Source organism: Halomonas sp. BC04, from assembly GCF_000568385.1.
Genome location: NZ_AZQX01000042.1, coordinates 1 through 14,102, shown reverse-complemented (window position 1 = coordinate 14,102; position 14,102 = coordinate 1). Strand labels below are relative to the sequence as shown.

16 protein-coding genes and 1 pseudogene are annotated in these 14,102 nt (G+C 63.7%); 13 read left to right on the top strand and 4 right to left on the bottom strand.

The features are described from left to right. The 4 genes from Q427_RS03395 to Q427_RS03380 form a co-directional block, all read left to right on the top strand. Positions 1 to 883: alpha/beta fold hydrolase (locus Q427_RS03395; RefSeq protein ID WP_043511005.1), on the top strand; the 883-nt coding region annotated here is incomplete at its 5' end. A gap of 10 nt (positions 884 to 893) precedes the next feature. After that, the gene (locus Q427_RS03390) at positions 894 to 1,967 is read left to right on the top strand and encodes a tartrate dehydrogenase (RefSeq protein WP_043511002.1); all 1,074 of its coding nucleotides are present in this window, start codon (positions 894 to 896) and stop codon (positions 1,965 to 1,967) included. Positions 1,968 to 2,178: 211 nt separating this feature from the next. After that, positions 2,179 to 3,570, top strand: a complete 1,392-nt coding sequence (locus tag Q427_RS03385; protein WP_043511001.1) for an NAD(P)/FAD-dependent oxidoreductase — start codon at positions 2,179 to 2,181, stop codon at positions 3,568 to 3,570. A gap of 12 nt (positions 3,571 to 3,582) precedes the next feature. After that, entirely contained in the window at positions 3,583 to 3,930 is a 348-nt protein-coding gene (locus Q427_RS03380) for a hypothetical protein (protein ID WP_043510999.1), read from the top strand. Positions 3,931 to 4,053: 123 nt separating this feature from the next. Here the strand turns inward: Q427_RS03380 and wrbA are convergent. The 3 genes and pseudogenes from wrbA to Q427_RS03370 all read right to left on the bottom strand — a co-directional run bounded on the left by wrbA (position 4,054) and on the right by Q427_RS03370 (position 5,671). Next, positions 4,054 to 4,649: pseudogene (wrbA, locus tag Q427_RS03375) on the bottom strand (NAD(P)H:quinone oxidoreductase). 126 nt (positions 4,650 to 4,775) lie between these two features. Next, positions 4,776 to 5,018, bottom strand: a complete 243-nt coding sequence (locus tag Q427_RS33210; RefSeq protein ID WP_051496099.1) for a hypothetical protein — start codon at positions 5,016 to 5,018, stop codon at positions 4,776 to 4,778. Continuing rightward, positions 5,015 to 5,671 carry a class I SAM-dependent methyltransferase gene (locus tag Q427_RS03370; protein WP_051496098.1) on the bottom strand — a complete coding sequence of 219 codons (657 nt, stop codon included), beginning with the start codon at positions 5,669 to 5,671 and terminating at the stop codon, positions 5,015 to 5,017. Before Q427_RS03370 ends, Q427_RS33210 begins: the two co-directional genes overlap by 4 nt. A 109-nt stretch (positions 5,672 to 5,780) precedes the next feature. Here Q427_RS03370 and Q427_RS03365 point away from each other — a divergent pair, with 109 nt between their 5' ends. The 8 genes from Q427_RS03365 to iadA all read left to right on the top strand — a co-directional run bounded on the left by Q427_RS03365 (position 5,781) and on the right by iadA (position 13,211). Then, positions 5,781 to 6,326 (top strand): lipocalin family protein, encoded by a 546-nt coding sequence (locus Q427_RS03365; protein WP_043510997.1) that lies wholly within the window; start codon positions 5,781 to 5,783, stop codon positions 6,324 to 6,326. Between the two features lie 113 nt (positions 6,327 to 6,439). Continuing rightward, positions 6,440 to 7,426 carry a succinylglutamate desuccinylase gene (locus Q427_RS03360; RefSeq protein WP_043510994.1) on the top strand — a complete coding sequence of 329 codons (987 nt, stop codon included), beginning with the start codon at positions 6,440 to 6,442 and terminating at the stop codon, positions 7,424 to 7,426. Between the two features lie 244 nt (positions 7,427 to 7,670). Next, entirely contained in the window at positions 7,671 to 8,441 is a 771-nt protein-coding gene (locus Q427_RS03355; RefSeq protein ID WP_043510993.1) for an ABC transporter ATP-binding protein, read from the top strand. 11 nt (positions 8,442 to 8,452) lie between these two features. After that, complete coding sequence (locus Q427_RS03350) at positions 8,453 to 9,154, top strand: ABC transporter permease (protein ID WP_043510990.1); 702 nt, start codon at positions 8,453 to 8,455, stop codon at positions 9,152 to 9,154. A 1-nt stretch (position 9,155) separates the two neighbouring features. Next, positions 9,156 to 9,875: an ABC transporter permease gene (locus Q427_RS03345; protein WP_043510989.1), complete on the top strand. Its 720-nt coding sequence runs from the start codon at positions 9,156 to 9,158 to the stop codon at positions 9,873 to 9,875. Positions 9,876 to 10,001: 126 nt separating this feature from the next. Further along, positions 10,002 to 10,769, top strand: a complete 768-nt coding sequence (locus Q427_RS03340; protein WP_043510987.1) for a transporter substrate-binding domain-containing protein — start codon at positions 10,002 to 10,004, stop codon at positions 10,767 to 10,769. Between the two features lie 428 nt (positions 10,770 to 11,197). Then, a complete protein-coding gene (locus Q427_RS03335; RefSeq protein WP_043510986.1) occupies positions 11,198 to 11,983 on the top strand; it encodes a transporter substrate-binding domain-containing protein in 786 nt (261 codons plus the stop codon). 79 nt (positions 11,984 to 12,062) lie between these two features. Then, positions 12,063 to 13,211, top strand: coding sequence for a beta-aspartyl-peptidase (iadA, locus tag Q427_RS03330; protein ID WP_043510983.1), 1,149 nt, complete (start codon positions 12,063 to 12,065; stop codon positions 13,209 to 13,211). Here the strand turns inward: iadA and cadR are convergent, their stop codons facing one another. Continuing rightward, the gene (gene cadR / locus Q427_RS03325) at positions 13,212 to 13,670 is read right to left on the bottom strand and encodes a Cd(II)/Pb(II)-responsive transcriptional regulator (RefSeq protein ID WP_043511007.1); all 459 of its coding nucleotides are present in this window, start codon (positions 13,668 to 13,670) and stop codon (positions 13,212 to 13,214) included. Positions 13,671 to 13,748: 78 nt separating this feature from the next. Between cadR and Q427_RS03320 the strand changes: the two genes are divergently transcribed. Then, on the top strand, positions 13,749 to 14,102 hold a 354-nt coding region (locus Q427_RS03320; RefSeq protein ID WP_043510980.1), incomplete at its 3' end, for a cation transporter.

Here is a 14,102-nt window from a genome sequence, read left to right as displayed (position 1 = left end):
CATGTTCGAGGGATTTCGATCGTTCAGGATCGACAACAACGGCATCTGCATACCCGGTCGCATCGGTGGTTCGGGCCCGCCCCTCCTGCTGCTGCATGGCCATCCACAGACTCATATGATCTGGCATCGACTGGCCGAATCCCTGGCGCGTCATTTCACCGTCGTGGCCACTGACCTGCGCGGCTACGGTGACGCTTCCAAGCCTGCCGGGGAGCCGGATCACGCCAACTACAGCAAGCGCGTCATGGCGGCCGACCAGGTCGCGGTGATGCGTGAACTGGGCTTCGAGCGGTTCCTGCTCTGCGGCCACGACCGCGGCGGCCGTGTGGCCCATCGCCTGGCCATGGACCACACCGAGTCGGTCGAGAAGCTGATGCTGCTCGATATCGCCCCGACCCTGGCCATGTACGAGAAGACCGACCGGACCTTCGCCACCGCCTACTTCCACTGGTTCTTCCTGATCCAGCCGGCACCGCTGCCGGAGACCCTGATCGAGGCATCACCGGCCGACTACATCACGCGCACCATGGGCGGACGTCACGCCCGGCTCGACGCATTCGACCCGGCGGCCATCGCCGAGTACCAGCGCTGCCTGGCCCAGCCCGGTGCCGCCCATGCCCTATGCGAGGACTACCGCGCCTCCAACACCATCGACCTGGAGCATGACCGTGCCGATCGTGAGGCCGGGCGTCGCATCGCCTGTCCCGTGAGGGTGCTCTGGGGGCAGCACGGCATCATCGAGCGCTGCTTCGACCCCCTGGCGGAATGGCGCGCCGTCGCCGACCGGGTCGATGGGAAGGCGCTGCCCTGTGGGCACTATATTCCCGAGGAAGCACCGGATGCGCTGTACGACCAGATCATTCAATTCATGAAAACCGAATAAGGAACTGAACATGACGCAACGTATCGCCGTCATCCCCGGAGATGGCATCGGCACCGAAGTGATGCCGGAAGGCCTGCGCGCACTGGAAGCCGCCGCCAAGCGATTCGGCATCGATCTTTCGCTCGAGCATTTCGATTTCGCCTGCTGCGATTACTACGTGAAGCACGGCCAGATGATGCCCGACGACTGGTTCGAGCAGCTCAAGGACTTCGATGCGATCTTCTACGGCGCTGTGGGCTGGCCTGAGACTGTGCCGGACCATGTCTCTCTCTGGGGCTCGCTGCTGCAATTTCGCCGTCAGTTCGACCAGTACATCAACCTGCGCCCCTGCAAGCTGCTGCCGGGTATCAAGAGTCCGCTCGCCGATCGCAAGCCCGGCGACATCGACTTCTACGTGGTGCGCGAGAATACCGAAGGCGAGTACTCCAGCGTTGGCGGCAAGATGTTCGAGGGCACCGACCGAGAAGTGGTGATCCAGGAGACGGTGATGACCCGCCACGGCGTCGACCGGGTACTGAAATACGCCTTCGACCTGGCCCAGAGCCGTCCCCGCAAGAAGCTGACCTCGGCCACCAAGTCCAACGGCATCGCCATTACCATGCCCTGGTGGGACGAACGCGTGGAGGCCATGTCAGGCAACTATTCGGACGTCAGCGTCGACAAGTTCCACATCGATATCCTCACCGCCAACTTCGTCCTGCATCCCGACTGGTTCGACGTGGTGGTGGGCAGCAACCTGTTCGGCGATATTCTCTCCGACCTGGGTCCGGCCTGCACCGGCACCATCGGCGTGGCACCCTCGGCCAACATCAATCCGGAAGGCAAGTTCCCCAGCCTCTTCGAGCCGGTGCACGGCAGCGCCCCGGATATCGCCGGCAAGGGTATTGCCAACCCCATTGGCCAGATCTGGTCCGGTGCCATGATGCTGGAACACCTGGGTCATGCCGATGCTGCCAAGGCGATCGTCGATGCCTTCGAAGCGGTACTGGCCGAAGGCGATGCTACCCAGCTGACGCCTGACGTGGGCGGCCAGGGCAACACCGAGTCGCTCGGCCGCGCCATCGCCGAGCGGCTGCAAGGGTAACCAATCCCCGCCAGATTCAGGAGGCACGCGGCGGGTGCTTTATCGCTCTCGCCATGCATGACTTCCACCGGGAGGCCGACGACCTGCCTTGATATGCGTCAACTTGTCGCACACTAAGGATGGAGAGACAGAAGCGTTAAGACTAGGATATAAACTATACAGTTATAAGGATATAACAAATACATCCTGACACTCTTAGCAGGAGTCTCCCATGACACGCCCCCACGAACCGCCCCGGCTTGACCGGCGCCAGCTCCTGAAGCTGGGGCTCGGCGCCGGCGTCGCCGGCCTGCTGCCCCTGGGCAGCCTGCAGGCCGGCACCCTGTCAACCACTGCCCGTGTCGTCATCCTCGGTGGCGGCGCCGCGGGCATGGCCATGGCCAACCGCCTCTCCCGTCGCCTCGACGGCGCACGGATCTCTCTCGTCGAACCCCGCGAGATTCACCACTACCAGCCGGGCTGGACACTGGTGGCCTCCGGTGTCTGGAAGCCCGAGAAGACCATGCGTCCCAACGCCCGCTTCGTGCCGGGCGGCATCGACTGGGTTCGCCAGCCCGCCGCCGGCATCGATGCCGCCAATCGCCGGGTCGAGCTGGGGGATGGTTCATCGCTGGATTATGACTACCTGGTCGTGGCCACGGGACTGCAGCTCAATTATCAGCTGATCGACGGGATGTCACCCGAGCTGGTCGGCACCAATGGCATCGGCAGCGTCTATGCCAGCATCGAAGGCGCCACTCGCACCCGGGATGCCATTGACACCTGGATCGCCCAGGGTAGCGGCAAGGGGATCTTCACAGCGGCCCCCACCCCGGTGAAATGTGCCGGCGCCCCGCTGAAGATGACCTTCACCACCCTGTCGCGCCTGGAGGCGACCGGCCATCGCGATGACTTCCAGGTCGAGTTCCTGGCCCCGGGCGCCGCACTATTCAGCCAGCCCTGGGTCAACGATTTCGTCAAGCAGCGCTTCGACGACCAGGGCGTCACCCGCCGCCATCACTATCGGCTCTCCGCCATCGACCCCGGCGCTCGCCAGGCGGAGTTCACCTTCGTCGGCCCGGACAGTGAGTTCACCTCTCACCATGAGCTTCGCGAGGCTGAGTTTTCCCAGGAGGGCGAGCGCACAGTGATCGCCGACTACGACTTCATCCATGTGGTGCCGCCGATGAGCGCACCGGATTTCGTCAAGGCGAGCGACCTGATAGCACTGGATGGCCCCTTCCGTGGCGAGTGGCTCGATGTCGACATCCATACCCTGCAGCACAACCGCTATCCGGAAGTGTTCGGCATCGGCGACGTGATCGGTGCACCGATCAACAAGACCGCCGCCAGCGTCAAGGCCCAGGCTCCGGTAGTGGAGGCCAACCTGCTGGCCCAGATGCAGGAGCAGCCGCTGCCGGCCCGCCATAACGGCTACACCTCCTGCCCGATGATCACCGGCATCGGCAAGGCGATGCTGGTGGAGTTCGGCTACGACAACAACCTGGATTTCCTGCCCTCCTTCCCGTTCATCGACCCGCGCGACGAGTCCTGGGTGGCCTGGACGATGAAGGATCGCATGCTGCAGCCGGCCTACTACGCCGTGCTGGAAGGCCAGGCCTGAGGAGAGCGGACAATGACGATTCAAGGTGCACTGACCATTCTGATGTACGCGCTGGCCCCCTTCCTGTGGCTGATCGTGGCCGGGCTAGCGCTGCTGGTGGTCATACAGCTGGTCGCCCGCCTGCGTGGCTACCGAGCCCTCGCCTATCGCTGCCTGGGCGCCAACCTGGCGGCACTGGCCGTGGGGCTCTCCGGGCTATGGTGGATTCCCGCCTTCACCAACTCACGGCTTGCCTACGTGGCCACCGCCTTCGACTGGGTGGCGCTGATCGGTGCCATGGTTGGCCTTGCCATCGCCGCCTGGCTGGTGCTGCATCCCCTCAGCTACCTGCTGCGAGGGCGGCAGATACAGACGACTTGACACTCGCGGCCGATGGCGTCTTGTCATACCGATTCTTCATGGCAACACCCCGACGGTTGGATTGGGTGTCCAACCCTCGGGGCCGTTAAGTTTTGCCGGGCGCCTTTTTCGACGGCAGAACGCTCAGGCAGCGAGACGGACGGCAATTTCTGCCACATGCTCGCCCTGGAAACGGGCGATTGTCAGCTCGCGCTCGTCAGGCTGGCGCGAGCCATCACCGCCGGCGATGGTGGAAGCCCCATAGGGATTGCCGCCACCGGCCTGATCGAAGATGTATTGCTCATCGATGCCGTAGCCCAGCGGCACGATCACCATGCCTGGTGAGCCAGGGTATGCCAGAAGGAGGTGATGGTGGTTTCCTGCCCCCCACCAGTTCCGGTCGAGGTGAAGACGCTGGCCACCTTGCCGCGCAGTCCCCCATTGGCCCAGAGCCCGCCGGTCTGGTCGAAGAAGGTGCGCATCTGACCGGACATGTTGCCGAAGCGCGTGGGTGTGCCAAAGATCACCGCATCGTAATCGGCCAACTGGTCAGGTGACGCCTCCGGAGTATTGAACTCCTGCCCCCCCGCCTTGGCGAACGTCTCGGCATCCATCGTTTCCGGTACCCGCTTGATGTCCACCTCAACCCCACCGACCTTTCGGGCGCCTTCTGCCACCGCCCTGGCCATGGTGTCGATGTGGCCATACATGGAGTGGTAAAGCACGAGAACCTTGGTCATCAGTTGCCTCCTTGGCACGACTTCTGCTGCTGAAAACGGAATATGTCAGCCATGGCTGATAACTACAGCGTAGGAAGCGTCAGCGTGCAGGAAAGCGAAAGTTTTCGTCCTCTCCGTTCGAATTCGTCAATTCATGACACGCCAGACCCCTTCGAGAATGCGCACCTTGCCTGCGGCGAGATTGTCACGCAGGTTACGCCCCATGGTGGGAAACACCTCCCCGAAAATCATCTCCGGACCCGGCAGTCTGCGGCTCTTCTCGAGTGCGTCATCAGGGCGACTCTCACGTCGGCTATGCACCTGTCGCCAGGCCAGAGCCGCATCAGTGACATCATCCACCCTCAGCGGCTCGAAACCGGATAGCATCATGCTGCGCTCGAGCTGCTCCCGGCTACGCAAATGGCTGGTAGCGGCGTACGGGCCCAGGGAACGGGAAGTACCAGCGGCTCGGGGTTGTCACCGGCAACGACCTCATGCAGCAGCACGCACCCACCAGGCACCAGCAGGCGCCGCCACTCCGCCAACACCCGCGGCACATGGGGCATGTTCATCAGTGCATGCTGGCACCACACCCGATCGATGCTTTCAGGGGCCAGCGGCACACTGCCGGCGTCGGCGCACAGGAAACGGGTGCGCTCGGCCAGCCCGGTGGCCGTGCTGAGCCAGCTGGCCACCTCCACGAAGGCCGCCGTGATATCGACACCCACCACGTGGCAGCCGTACTCGGCGGCCAGCAGCCGGCTGGCACCGCCGGTTCCACAGCCGACGTCGAGCACCCGCTCACCACCTTGCAACCCGCCCATCGCCGCCAGGGAGCGACTGGCGCGGCGCCCACCCAGGTGCAGCTGGTCGATACCGGCCACTTCATCGACACTCAGGCGGTCGGGGTCGCAACCGGCGTCAAGGAAGGCATCGCGCAGGCGTGCCAGCAGGTCTCGTCCCTCGCTCGTTGTCGCGGCATCGTAATGGGCATTGAGTCGCCGGGCATGATCCAGGGAATCGTCAACGCGAGCGGTTGGCATGGCAGGCTCCTCGCCGTCAGAATCAGATGGTGCCAGCTTAAGCTTCGTTTGCGCCCACCCCCATTGGCCAAAGGTCTGCACGGCACGCCTCACTTCGACAGGAAAATCCATGAAACAGCGCACCGCCATCATGACCACCCTCTTCACCAGCCTGGTGCTGAGCGCGTGCACCGGAACCCCCAAGGGCACTCAAGCGGTCACCGGCTTCGAGCTCGATCGTTACCTGGGCAAGTGGTACGAGATCGCCCGGCTCGACCACTCCTTCGAGCGGGGTCTGGACTGTGTCACGGCCGACTACTCCTTGCGCGATGATGGCGGCGTCAGGGTCATCAACCGCGGCGTGAACCTGGATGCCCGCGAAGTGGACGAGGCGGAGGGGCGCGCCTACTTCGTCAGGGACGAGAGCGTGGCGCACCTCAAGGTAAGCTTCTTCGGGCCCTTCTTTGGAGGCTACAACGTACTGGCGCTTGACGATGACTATCGCTGGGCGCTGGTCTCGGGCCCCAGCCGCGACTACCTCTGGATTCTGTCCCGCGAGCCCGAACTCGACCCAGCCGTTTACCGTGAACTGGTGAAGGATGCCGAGCGCATGGCCTTCCCAGTGAATGAGCTGATCAAGGTCGAACAGGGTGACGCCTGCAACGAGTGGCGCTGAACGCCAGTTTCAATATCGCACCCGAGCTTTCACCAGCCCGACGCCGGGGCTTGTGGGAAAGGCGCCTGGACGGGAAGGTAGCTCAGAATTCACGACACGAGCAGGGCAGCAACATGCTGGCGGATTGGATCGAACTGAGTCTGGAGGGGACGATACCCACCGAGCGTGCGGGTCGCACGGCGGGTGGACGCTTCCTGTTTCACGCTCCGGGCATACTCGAACTGATTCCCGACACCCCTGGCAGCGATGCCCGGGCCTGCGTTCTCTCCGCGGGTATTCACGGCAACGAGACGGCTCCCATCGAGTTGCTCGGCAGCTGCCTTGCCCGGCTCGAAGCGGGGCTCCTCGCGGTGGGCGCACCGGTGCTGGTGATTCTGGGCAACCTGGAATCGATCCGCCGCGGCGAGCGCTATGTCACAACCAACCTCAACCGGCTGTTCCGCCAAGGGCTGGATGAAGAAGGCAGGGAGCCCGAGCGAGCGCGGGAACTGATGGAGGCGATCGATGGCTTCTTCACACGCCAGGCCGGATTTCCCCGCCTGCACTACGACTTGCACACGGCCATCCGTGACAGCCGTTACCCGCGCTTCGTGGTCGAACCTTTCGCCGAGACGACGACCCAGCCCGAGCAATGGGCATGGCTGGCCGCGGCGGATATCCAGGCGGCACTGCACCAGCACCGCCACAGCTGGACCTTCTCCCACTACTCGAAGCACTATCACCAGGCCCAGGCATTCACCCTGGAGCTGGGCCGAGCCTTGCCCTTCGGTCATAACGACCTGACGGTCCTCGCGCCGATGGGCCGGCTGCTGGAAGACCTGATTGCGGGTCGCCAGCCGCCTCGGGCGCCGGCGGCGAAAATGGCCTTCTTCCGTGTCGCTCATGAGCTGATGCGTGAGTCCGAGTCATTCCGACTCTGCTTCGCCGACGACACGCCCAACTTCACCGAGTTTGCCCCGGGCACACGGCTGGCCGAGGACGCAGAGGCAGGCAACTATGTCGTGGGTGAGCAACCGCTGAGCGTGGTGTTCCCCAACGCCAATGTCGAGCTGGGGGCTCGGGCAGCACTGCTCGCGACTCGGACCGAGCCGCCCAAGTGACAAGCAGCGACACTCAATTTACCCACGCATGACGCCATTGGCAGAATAAACACCGCCTTCACAACAATAATTTGGAGCAATTTCATGATCGACTTCACTTGCGCACTCCACCAAGGTCGAATGGTCTTAACTCCAGGCCAACCTGGCCAAAGCGCCCCGGCCTGTTAGAATCGCCCCTTTTTCATCCCGGCACGCTTAAACCGGCCAGTCGCCCTGGCGACTCGTCCCGACCTGGAGTCCACCCATGGCCGATACCCCGATTCCTCTCGAAGTGCGCAACATCAAGAAGCGCTTCGGCGATACCGAAGTGCTCAAGGGCCTGTCGCTGCAGGCCAGGAAAGGTGATGTCATTACCCTGATCGGGGCCTCCGGTTCCGGCAAGAGTACTTTCCTGCGCTGCATGAACCTGCTCGAGCAACCCGACGAAGGCGACTTGATCGTCCACGGCGAAGCGGTGCAGTTCAAGCAGACCCGCCAGGGTCGCGAGCCGGCCGACTGGAAGCAGGTGGTCCGGATGCGCGCCAAGCTGTCGATGGTATTCCAGAGCTTCAACCTCTGGGCCCACATGACGCTGCTCGAAAACGTCATCGAGGCGCCGATCCATGTGCTCGGCAAGCCGAAGAAAGAAGCCATCGAACAAGGCCGTGCCCTGCTCGAGCGGGTTGGCCTGACCGCCCGGGCCGACGCCTACCCCGCGCAGATGTCCGGCGGACAGCAGCAGCGCGGCGCCATTGCCCGGGCACTGGCCATGGACCCGGAGGTCATGCTGTTCGATGAGCCCACATCGGCGCTGGACCCGGAGCTGGTCGGCGATGTGCTCAAGGTCATGCACGGCCTGGCCGACGAGGGGCGCACCATGGTGGTGGTCACCCATGAGATGGGTTTCGCTCGCGACGTCTCCAGCCAGGTGATCTACCTGCACCAGGGCCTGGTGGAAGAGGCCGGACCGCCCCAGGATGTGCTGGTCAACCCCACCTCGCCGCGGCTCAAGCAGTTCCTGGCGCCGAAGTACTGAGGAATTCCACCATGCTCGACCTACACGGCTATGGGCCCCGGCTACTGGAAGGCGCCGGCGTCACCATCCAGCTAGCACTGCTGTCGCTGATACTGTCCATCGTACTGGGACTGCTCACCGCCAGTGCCAAGATGTCGCGCAGTTGGCTGCTGCACAAGGTTGCCACGCTCTACACCACGGTGATTCGCGGCGTGCCCGACCTGGTGCTGATGATGCTGCTGTTCTTCGGCGGCCAGATGGCATTGAACGTGGTGACCGATATGATCTACGACCGCTTCGGCGTGGACTGGTACGTCAACCTCAACGCCTTCGCCGCCGGTGTACTCACCATCGGTTTCATCTTCGGCGCCTACATGGGCGAGACCTTCCGCGGCGCTTTCATGGCAGTGGACAATGGCCAAATCGAAGCCGGCAAGGCTTACGGCATGAGCCCCTGGCTGGTGTTTCGGCGTATTCGCTTTCCTCTGATGATGCGCCATGCCCTGCCCGGACTCTCCAACAACTGGATGGTCCTGCTCAAGACTACCGCCCTGGTGTCGGTCATCGGCTTGACGGATATGGTGCGGGTGGCCGCCGAAGCCTCCCGCGCCACCCATGAACCCTTTACCTTCCTGCTGCCGGTCGCGGCCGTCTACCTGTTGATCGCCAGCGTCTCGGAGTGGCTGTTCGTCCGACTGCAGAAACGCTACAACGTTGGCTTCGGGGAGCACTGATATGGAATGGTTCAATGCGCTACTCGCCGACAATCGCATCTTCACGCCCAACACCATCGGCTTCTACTGGGAAGGCCTGGTAACCACCACACAGCTGGTGTTCCTGTCGCTGCTGGTGGGGCTGGTGCTCGCCGTGCCGCTGGCCATCGGGCGCAGCTCCCGGCACCGCTGGATCAGCCTGCCGATCTACGTCTATACCTACGTCTTTCGCGGTACGCCGTTGCTGATCCAGCTCTACATCATCTACTACGGCGTCGTCTTCTTCGATGGCATCCAGGAGACCTTCCTCTGGCCGATGCTGAGGGAAGCGTTCTACCCGGCGCTGATCGCCTTCACGCTGAACACCGCGGCCTATACCACCGAGATCTTCCGCGGCGCCATCAAGGCCACGGCCCGGGGCGAGATCGAAGCGGCGCGGGCCTACGGCATGTCGCAGAGCTTGATGATGCGGCGCATCATCCTGCCCAGCGCCTTCCGCCGGGCGCTACCGGCCTATGGCAACGAAGTCATCTTCATGCTCCATGCCAGCGCCATCGCCAGCGTGGTCACGCTGATGGATCTCACCGGCGCAGCCCGCTTCGTCTATGCACGCTTCTACGCACCGTTCGAAGCATTCCTGTTTGCCGCGGCGATCTATCTCTGCCTGACGTTCGCCATTCTGTTCTTCTTCCGCTGGCTGGAAAAACGGCTGCTCGCCCACCTCAGGCCCCAGAGCGGCTAAAGAGGCAACGTCAAACAGGCGTTGGAGAAATCACGCCCGGGGGCTTTCGACCCTGGCGTGGCTGCGCTAAATTCAGGCGCGACGTCACCGTAAAACGGTGCACGAAATGACAACAAGGAAGCCACTATGAAAAAACTGCTGACTGTCTCCATCCTGGGCCTGGCCATGGCCGCCGGCACTGCCCAGGCTCGCGATTACGACCACGTACGCTTCGGCGTCGACATTCCCTACGAGCCAATGGAGTACCGTGACGCCGACGGCGAGCTGACCGGCTTCGACATCGAGCTGGGCAACGCCCTGTGCGCCGAGATCGGTGTGACCTGCGAGTGGATCGAGCAGGAGTGGGACGGCATCATTCCCGGCCTGCTGGCACGCAACTACGACGCCATCATGTCCTCCATGACGATCAACGAAGAGCGTCGCCAGACCGTGCTCTTCTCCGATCCCTACATCACCATCCCCGGAGCCTGGTTCGCCCCCGTCGGCAGCGAGATCGATGAGATCAATGAAGAGAGCCTGACCGAGAAGAGCATTGGCGTGCAGCGTGGCACCACCTTCGACAACTACGTCACCGACAACTACGGCAGCGTAGCCAACGTCAGCCGCTACTCCACCGCCGACGACATGGTGCTTGACCTGCAGTCCCAGCGCCTGGACCTCGTCTTCCTGGAGTTCATCGTCGGCCAGGTCACGCTGCTTGAAAACCACCAAGGCGAGTACCAGGTGGTCGGCGAAATGGTCACCGAGCCCGAGGAGTACTTCGGCGAAGGCTTCGGCATCGCCTTCCGTCAGCGTGACGAGGCACTGGCCGAACGCTTCAACGAAGCACTGGCCACCCTCAAGGAAGACGGCACCTACGACGAAATCTTCGAGCGCTACTTCGGCGACGAGTAAGCCTGCCCTACGCTCCCGGCACCGTCGGGAGCGTCGTCAAGGCCACGCCATCCGCATGGCGTGGCCGCTTGACATGCCCGGCGCGTTCACGCATGTTTTGCAGGTCGCCTTGCAAAGAGCGAGAGGTTCTACCCATGTGCACCAAAGGTTGTTTCGTTGAGAGTTTCTATCTCAGCGAATGGTTCGACGAATAGCCCCCTCCCCCAGCCAGCCTCCTGGCTCGGCACGCCAGTGCCTCGTTTTCTGCCGTCTTCCTCGTGATCCAAGACATGGCCCCGGCTACTCTACTGCCTGCCCATGACTGCGTTACGTCGGTAACGGCTCCGGCCTCACGGCCCAGCACCTTGTAGTGCGTCACTGCCTGACAACAAACACAAGCTGCCTGCGCGCAGATCATGCGCTGATGGCATGTACCAATGGAGAGTCCCATGCGTCATACATCCCTGTTGCTGGCCGCCACCCTGGGCGCCGCCCTGGTTGCCGGCACCGCCCAGGCTCGCGATTACAGCGATATCCGACTCGGCGTCGACCTCCCCTACGAACCGTTCATGTATCGCCAGGCCGATGGCGAGCTGACCGGTTTCGAGATCGAGCTGGGCGAAGCCGTGTGCGCCTATCTCGAAGCCACCTGCACCTGGGTGGAACAGGACTGGGACGGCATCATCCCCGGCCTGCTGGCACGCAACTACGATGCCATCATGTCGTCGATGTCGATCAACGAGGAGCGCGCCCAGCAAGTGCTCTTTTCCGAACCCTACTACACAACGCCCAGCGTCTGGGTCACTGCGCTGGACCGGGAGATCGACATCGACGACCGCGCCAGTCTCGAAGGGCTTGTCGTGGGCGTGCAGCGTGCCACGCTGCAGGACAACTATGTCACCGAACTCTATGGCGACGTGGTGGAAGTGCGTCGCTACACCGGCGGCAGCGAGGTGGTCACCGACATGCGTGCCGGCCGCCTGGACCTGGCCTTCATGGACTATCCGGTGGCGGAGTCCAACATGGCGATTGACACCGACGAGAGCGAGTTCAAGCGTATCAGCGGCTTCATCAAGGAGCCCGCACATATCTTCGGCGAGGGCGTGGGCGTGGCCTTCCGCAAGCGCGACCAGGCACTCGCGGATGACTTCAATGAAGCGCTCACCGCGCTCAAGGAAGATGGCACCTACGACGAGATCATGAATCGGTACTTCAGCTACGATATCAAGCTCTAGGAGCCTCCTTCGACAACGCCTCCGAACGCCGGCCCTGCCGGCGTTCGCTGCTTCCAACACCGCTGAATCAGGACCCTGTATGCTGACCCTGCTGAAGAATGCACGCCTCTTCGCGCCCGAATCCCTGGGGCTCTGCCATCTGCTGATTGCCGATCGGCGCATTGCCGCCATCGTGTCGGCCGATGCCGAACCGCCCGCCGACGGTGGCGCCGTCGAGGTGATCGATCTGGAAGGCCGCCGGGTCATACCCGGCCTGGTCGACCCGCTGGTGCACTTCATCGGCGGCGGCGGCGAAGGTGGCTTCGGCACCCGTACCGCCGAACTCACTCTGGAAGACGCCCTGGCATCAGGCACCACCACCCTGGTCGGCGCGCTGGGTACCGATGCTCTGACCCGCACGCCGGCTAACCTCCTGGGCAAGGCCCGGGAGCTGGCTGCCGGCGGCCTGACCACCTACTGCTATACCGGTTCCTACCAGTTGCCGCCGGTGACGCTCACCGGCTCGGTGGGCAGCGATATCCTCTTCGTTCCGGAATTCATCGGGCTGGGGGAAGTGGCCATCAGTGATCACCGTGGCTCCCAGCCCAGTGCCTTCGAGCTTGCCCGGCTCGCCTCGGAGGCCCGCACCGCCGGCATGCTGGCCGGCAAGTCGGGCATCGTCTTCATTCACACCGGCGATGCCCCCACCTACCTCGAACCACTAAGGGAGGCCGCCCGCTCCAGCGCCATTCCCGTTGCCCAGTTCCTGCCCACCCATATCAACCGCACCCCCGCGCTGTTCGAGGACGGCCTGCGCTTCGCCCGCGAGGGGGGCCGTATCGACTTCACCACCAGCACCACGCCGGAACTGCTGGCCGGTGGCGAAGTCCCGGCAGCCGACGCCGTGGCCCGGGCGTTCGAAGCGCGTGTGGAACCCACAAGGATCACCCTCTCCTCGGATGCCAACGCATCGCTGCCCCAGTTCGACGAGGCCCGCCGCTTCGTCGGGCTCAGGGCCGGCCGCCTGAAGAGCCTCTTCGAGGTGCTGGGCCAGTGCGTCAACGACCACGGCATCCCCCTGGAGCGCGCCATCGGCGTCGCCAGCACCCATGCCGCCGATGCGCTCAAGCTCCCTCAAAAGGGGCGACTGGAAGCGGGTCGAGATGCCGACCTGCTGGTGCTGGCCGAAGACGAATGGGCAATCGATGAAGTGTGGGCAATGGGTCGGCGGGTCTTCCAGCAGCACTGATCAACAGCGACGGTGAGCGCCGGCCACATGGCTGTCGTTGCTCGGTTTGTCCGGTGCCTTCCCCGGCCACGACTGCGACAGCTCCTGCAGGATGCCGCAGTGGCTGGAATCGCTCTCGCCATTGCAGCGCGAACGCAGGGTGGCCAGGGCCTCGCGCAGGGCCTGCAGCTGCTCGATACGGGCCTCGACGTGGGCCAGATGCTCGTCGATCAGACCGTTCACCGCATTGCAGGGCTGACGGGGGTGGTCGTGGTAGTCGAGCAGGGTGCGGATCTCGTCCAGCGTCATGTCCAACGTGCGACAGTGACGGATGAAGCGCAGTCGCTCGGCATGGGGCTCGGCATAGAGCCGATAGTTGCCGCTGCTTCGGGCGGGCTCGGGCAGCAGCCCCTCCCGCTCGTAATAGCGGATGGTCTCCACCGGGCAGCCCGTACGGGTGGAAAGTTCGCCGATCTTCACGGTCACCTCGCAATTCGCTTGACCCTATAGTGGCTACAGGGTGTGTCATTACCATAGTCGATGACACGGAGCCCCACCATGACCGAACGTACCTGCTGCTCGAGCGGCCTACCAGCCGAGACTACCCGTTCCCCGAGCAGGCGGAGCGATTCGCCCCCGGGCACGCAGGCGCTGCGCCTGCATATCGAGGCGATGGACTGCCCCACCGAGGAGGCGCTGCTGCGCCGGGCGCTGGAAGATACACCGGGCATCGAGCGGCTCGACTTCGACCTGGTCGGCCGGGTACTGACGGTGCACCACCGCCAGGCAGAAGAAGAGACCATAAGACGACGTATAGCCGCCACCGGCATGGCGGCGCAGCCCCAGGACCCGGCTCAGCGCACGCCCGCCGCCAGTGACCGGGAGAGCTGGTGGAAGCTCGGCCTGGCTGCG

Excerpts from the sequence above, each read along its gene's own strand:
- iadA (WP_043510983.1), top strand. The coding sequence starts at position 12,063 with ATGCTGACCCTGCTGAAGAATGCACGCCTCTTCGCGCCCGAATCCCTG.
- Q427_RS03365 (WP_043510997.1), top strand. The coding sequence starts at position 5,781 with ATGAAACAGCGCACCGCCATCATGACCACCCTCTTCACCAGCCTGGTG.
- Q427_RS03350 (WP_043510990.1), top strand. The coding sequence starts at position 8,453 with ATGCTCGACCTACACGGCTATGGGCCCCGGCTACTGGAAGGCGCCGGC.
- Q427_RS33210 (WP_051496099.1), bottom strand. The coding sequence starts at position 5,018 with ATGATGCTATCCGGTTTCGAGCCGCTGAGGGTGGATGATGTCACTGAT.
- Q427_RS03345 (WP_043510989.1), top strand. The coding sequence starts at position 9,156 with ATGGAATGGTTCAATGCGCTACTCGCCGACAATCGCATCTTCACGCCC.
- Q427_RS03335 (WP_043510986.1), top strand. The coding sequence starts at position 11,198 with ATGCGTCATACATCCCTGTTGCTGGCCGCCACCCTGGGCGCCGCCCTG.
- Q427_RS03340 (WP_043510987.1), top strand. The coding sequence starts at position 10,002 with ATGAAAAAACTGCTGACTGTCTCCATCCTGGGCCTGGCCATGGCCGCC.
- Q427_RS03380 (WP_043510999.1), top strand. The coding sequence starts at position 3,583 with ATGACGATTCAAGGTGCACTGACCATTCTGATGTACGCGCTGGCCCCC.
- Q427_RS03360 (WP_043510994.1), top strand. The coding sequence starts at position 6,440 with ATGCTGGCGGATTGGATCGAACTGAGTCTGGAGGGGACGATACCCACC.
- Q427_RS03385 (WP_043511001.1), top strand. The coding sequence starts at position 2,179 with ATGACACGCCCCCACGAACCGCCCCGGCTTGACCGGCGCCAGCTCCTG.
- Q427_RS03370 (WP_051496098.1), bottom strand. The coding sequence starts at position 5,671 with ATGCCAACCGCTCGCGTTGACGATTCCCTGGATCATGCCCGGCGACTC.
- Q427_RS03355 (WP_043510993.1), top strand. The coding sequence starts at position 7,671 with ATGGCCGATACCCCGATTCCTCTCGAAGTGCGCAACATCAAGAAGCGC.
- Q427_RS03390 (WP_043511002.1), top strand. The coding sequence starts at position 894 with ATGACGCAACGTATCGCCGTCATCCCCGGAGATGGCATCGGCACCGAA.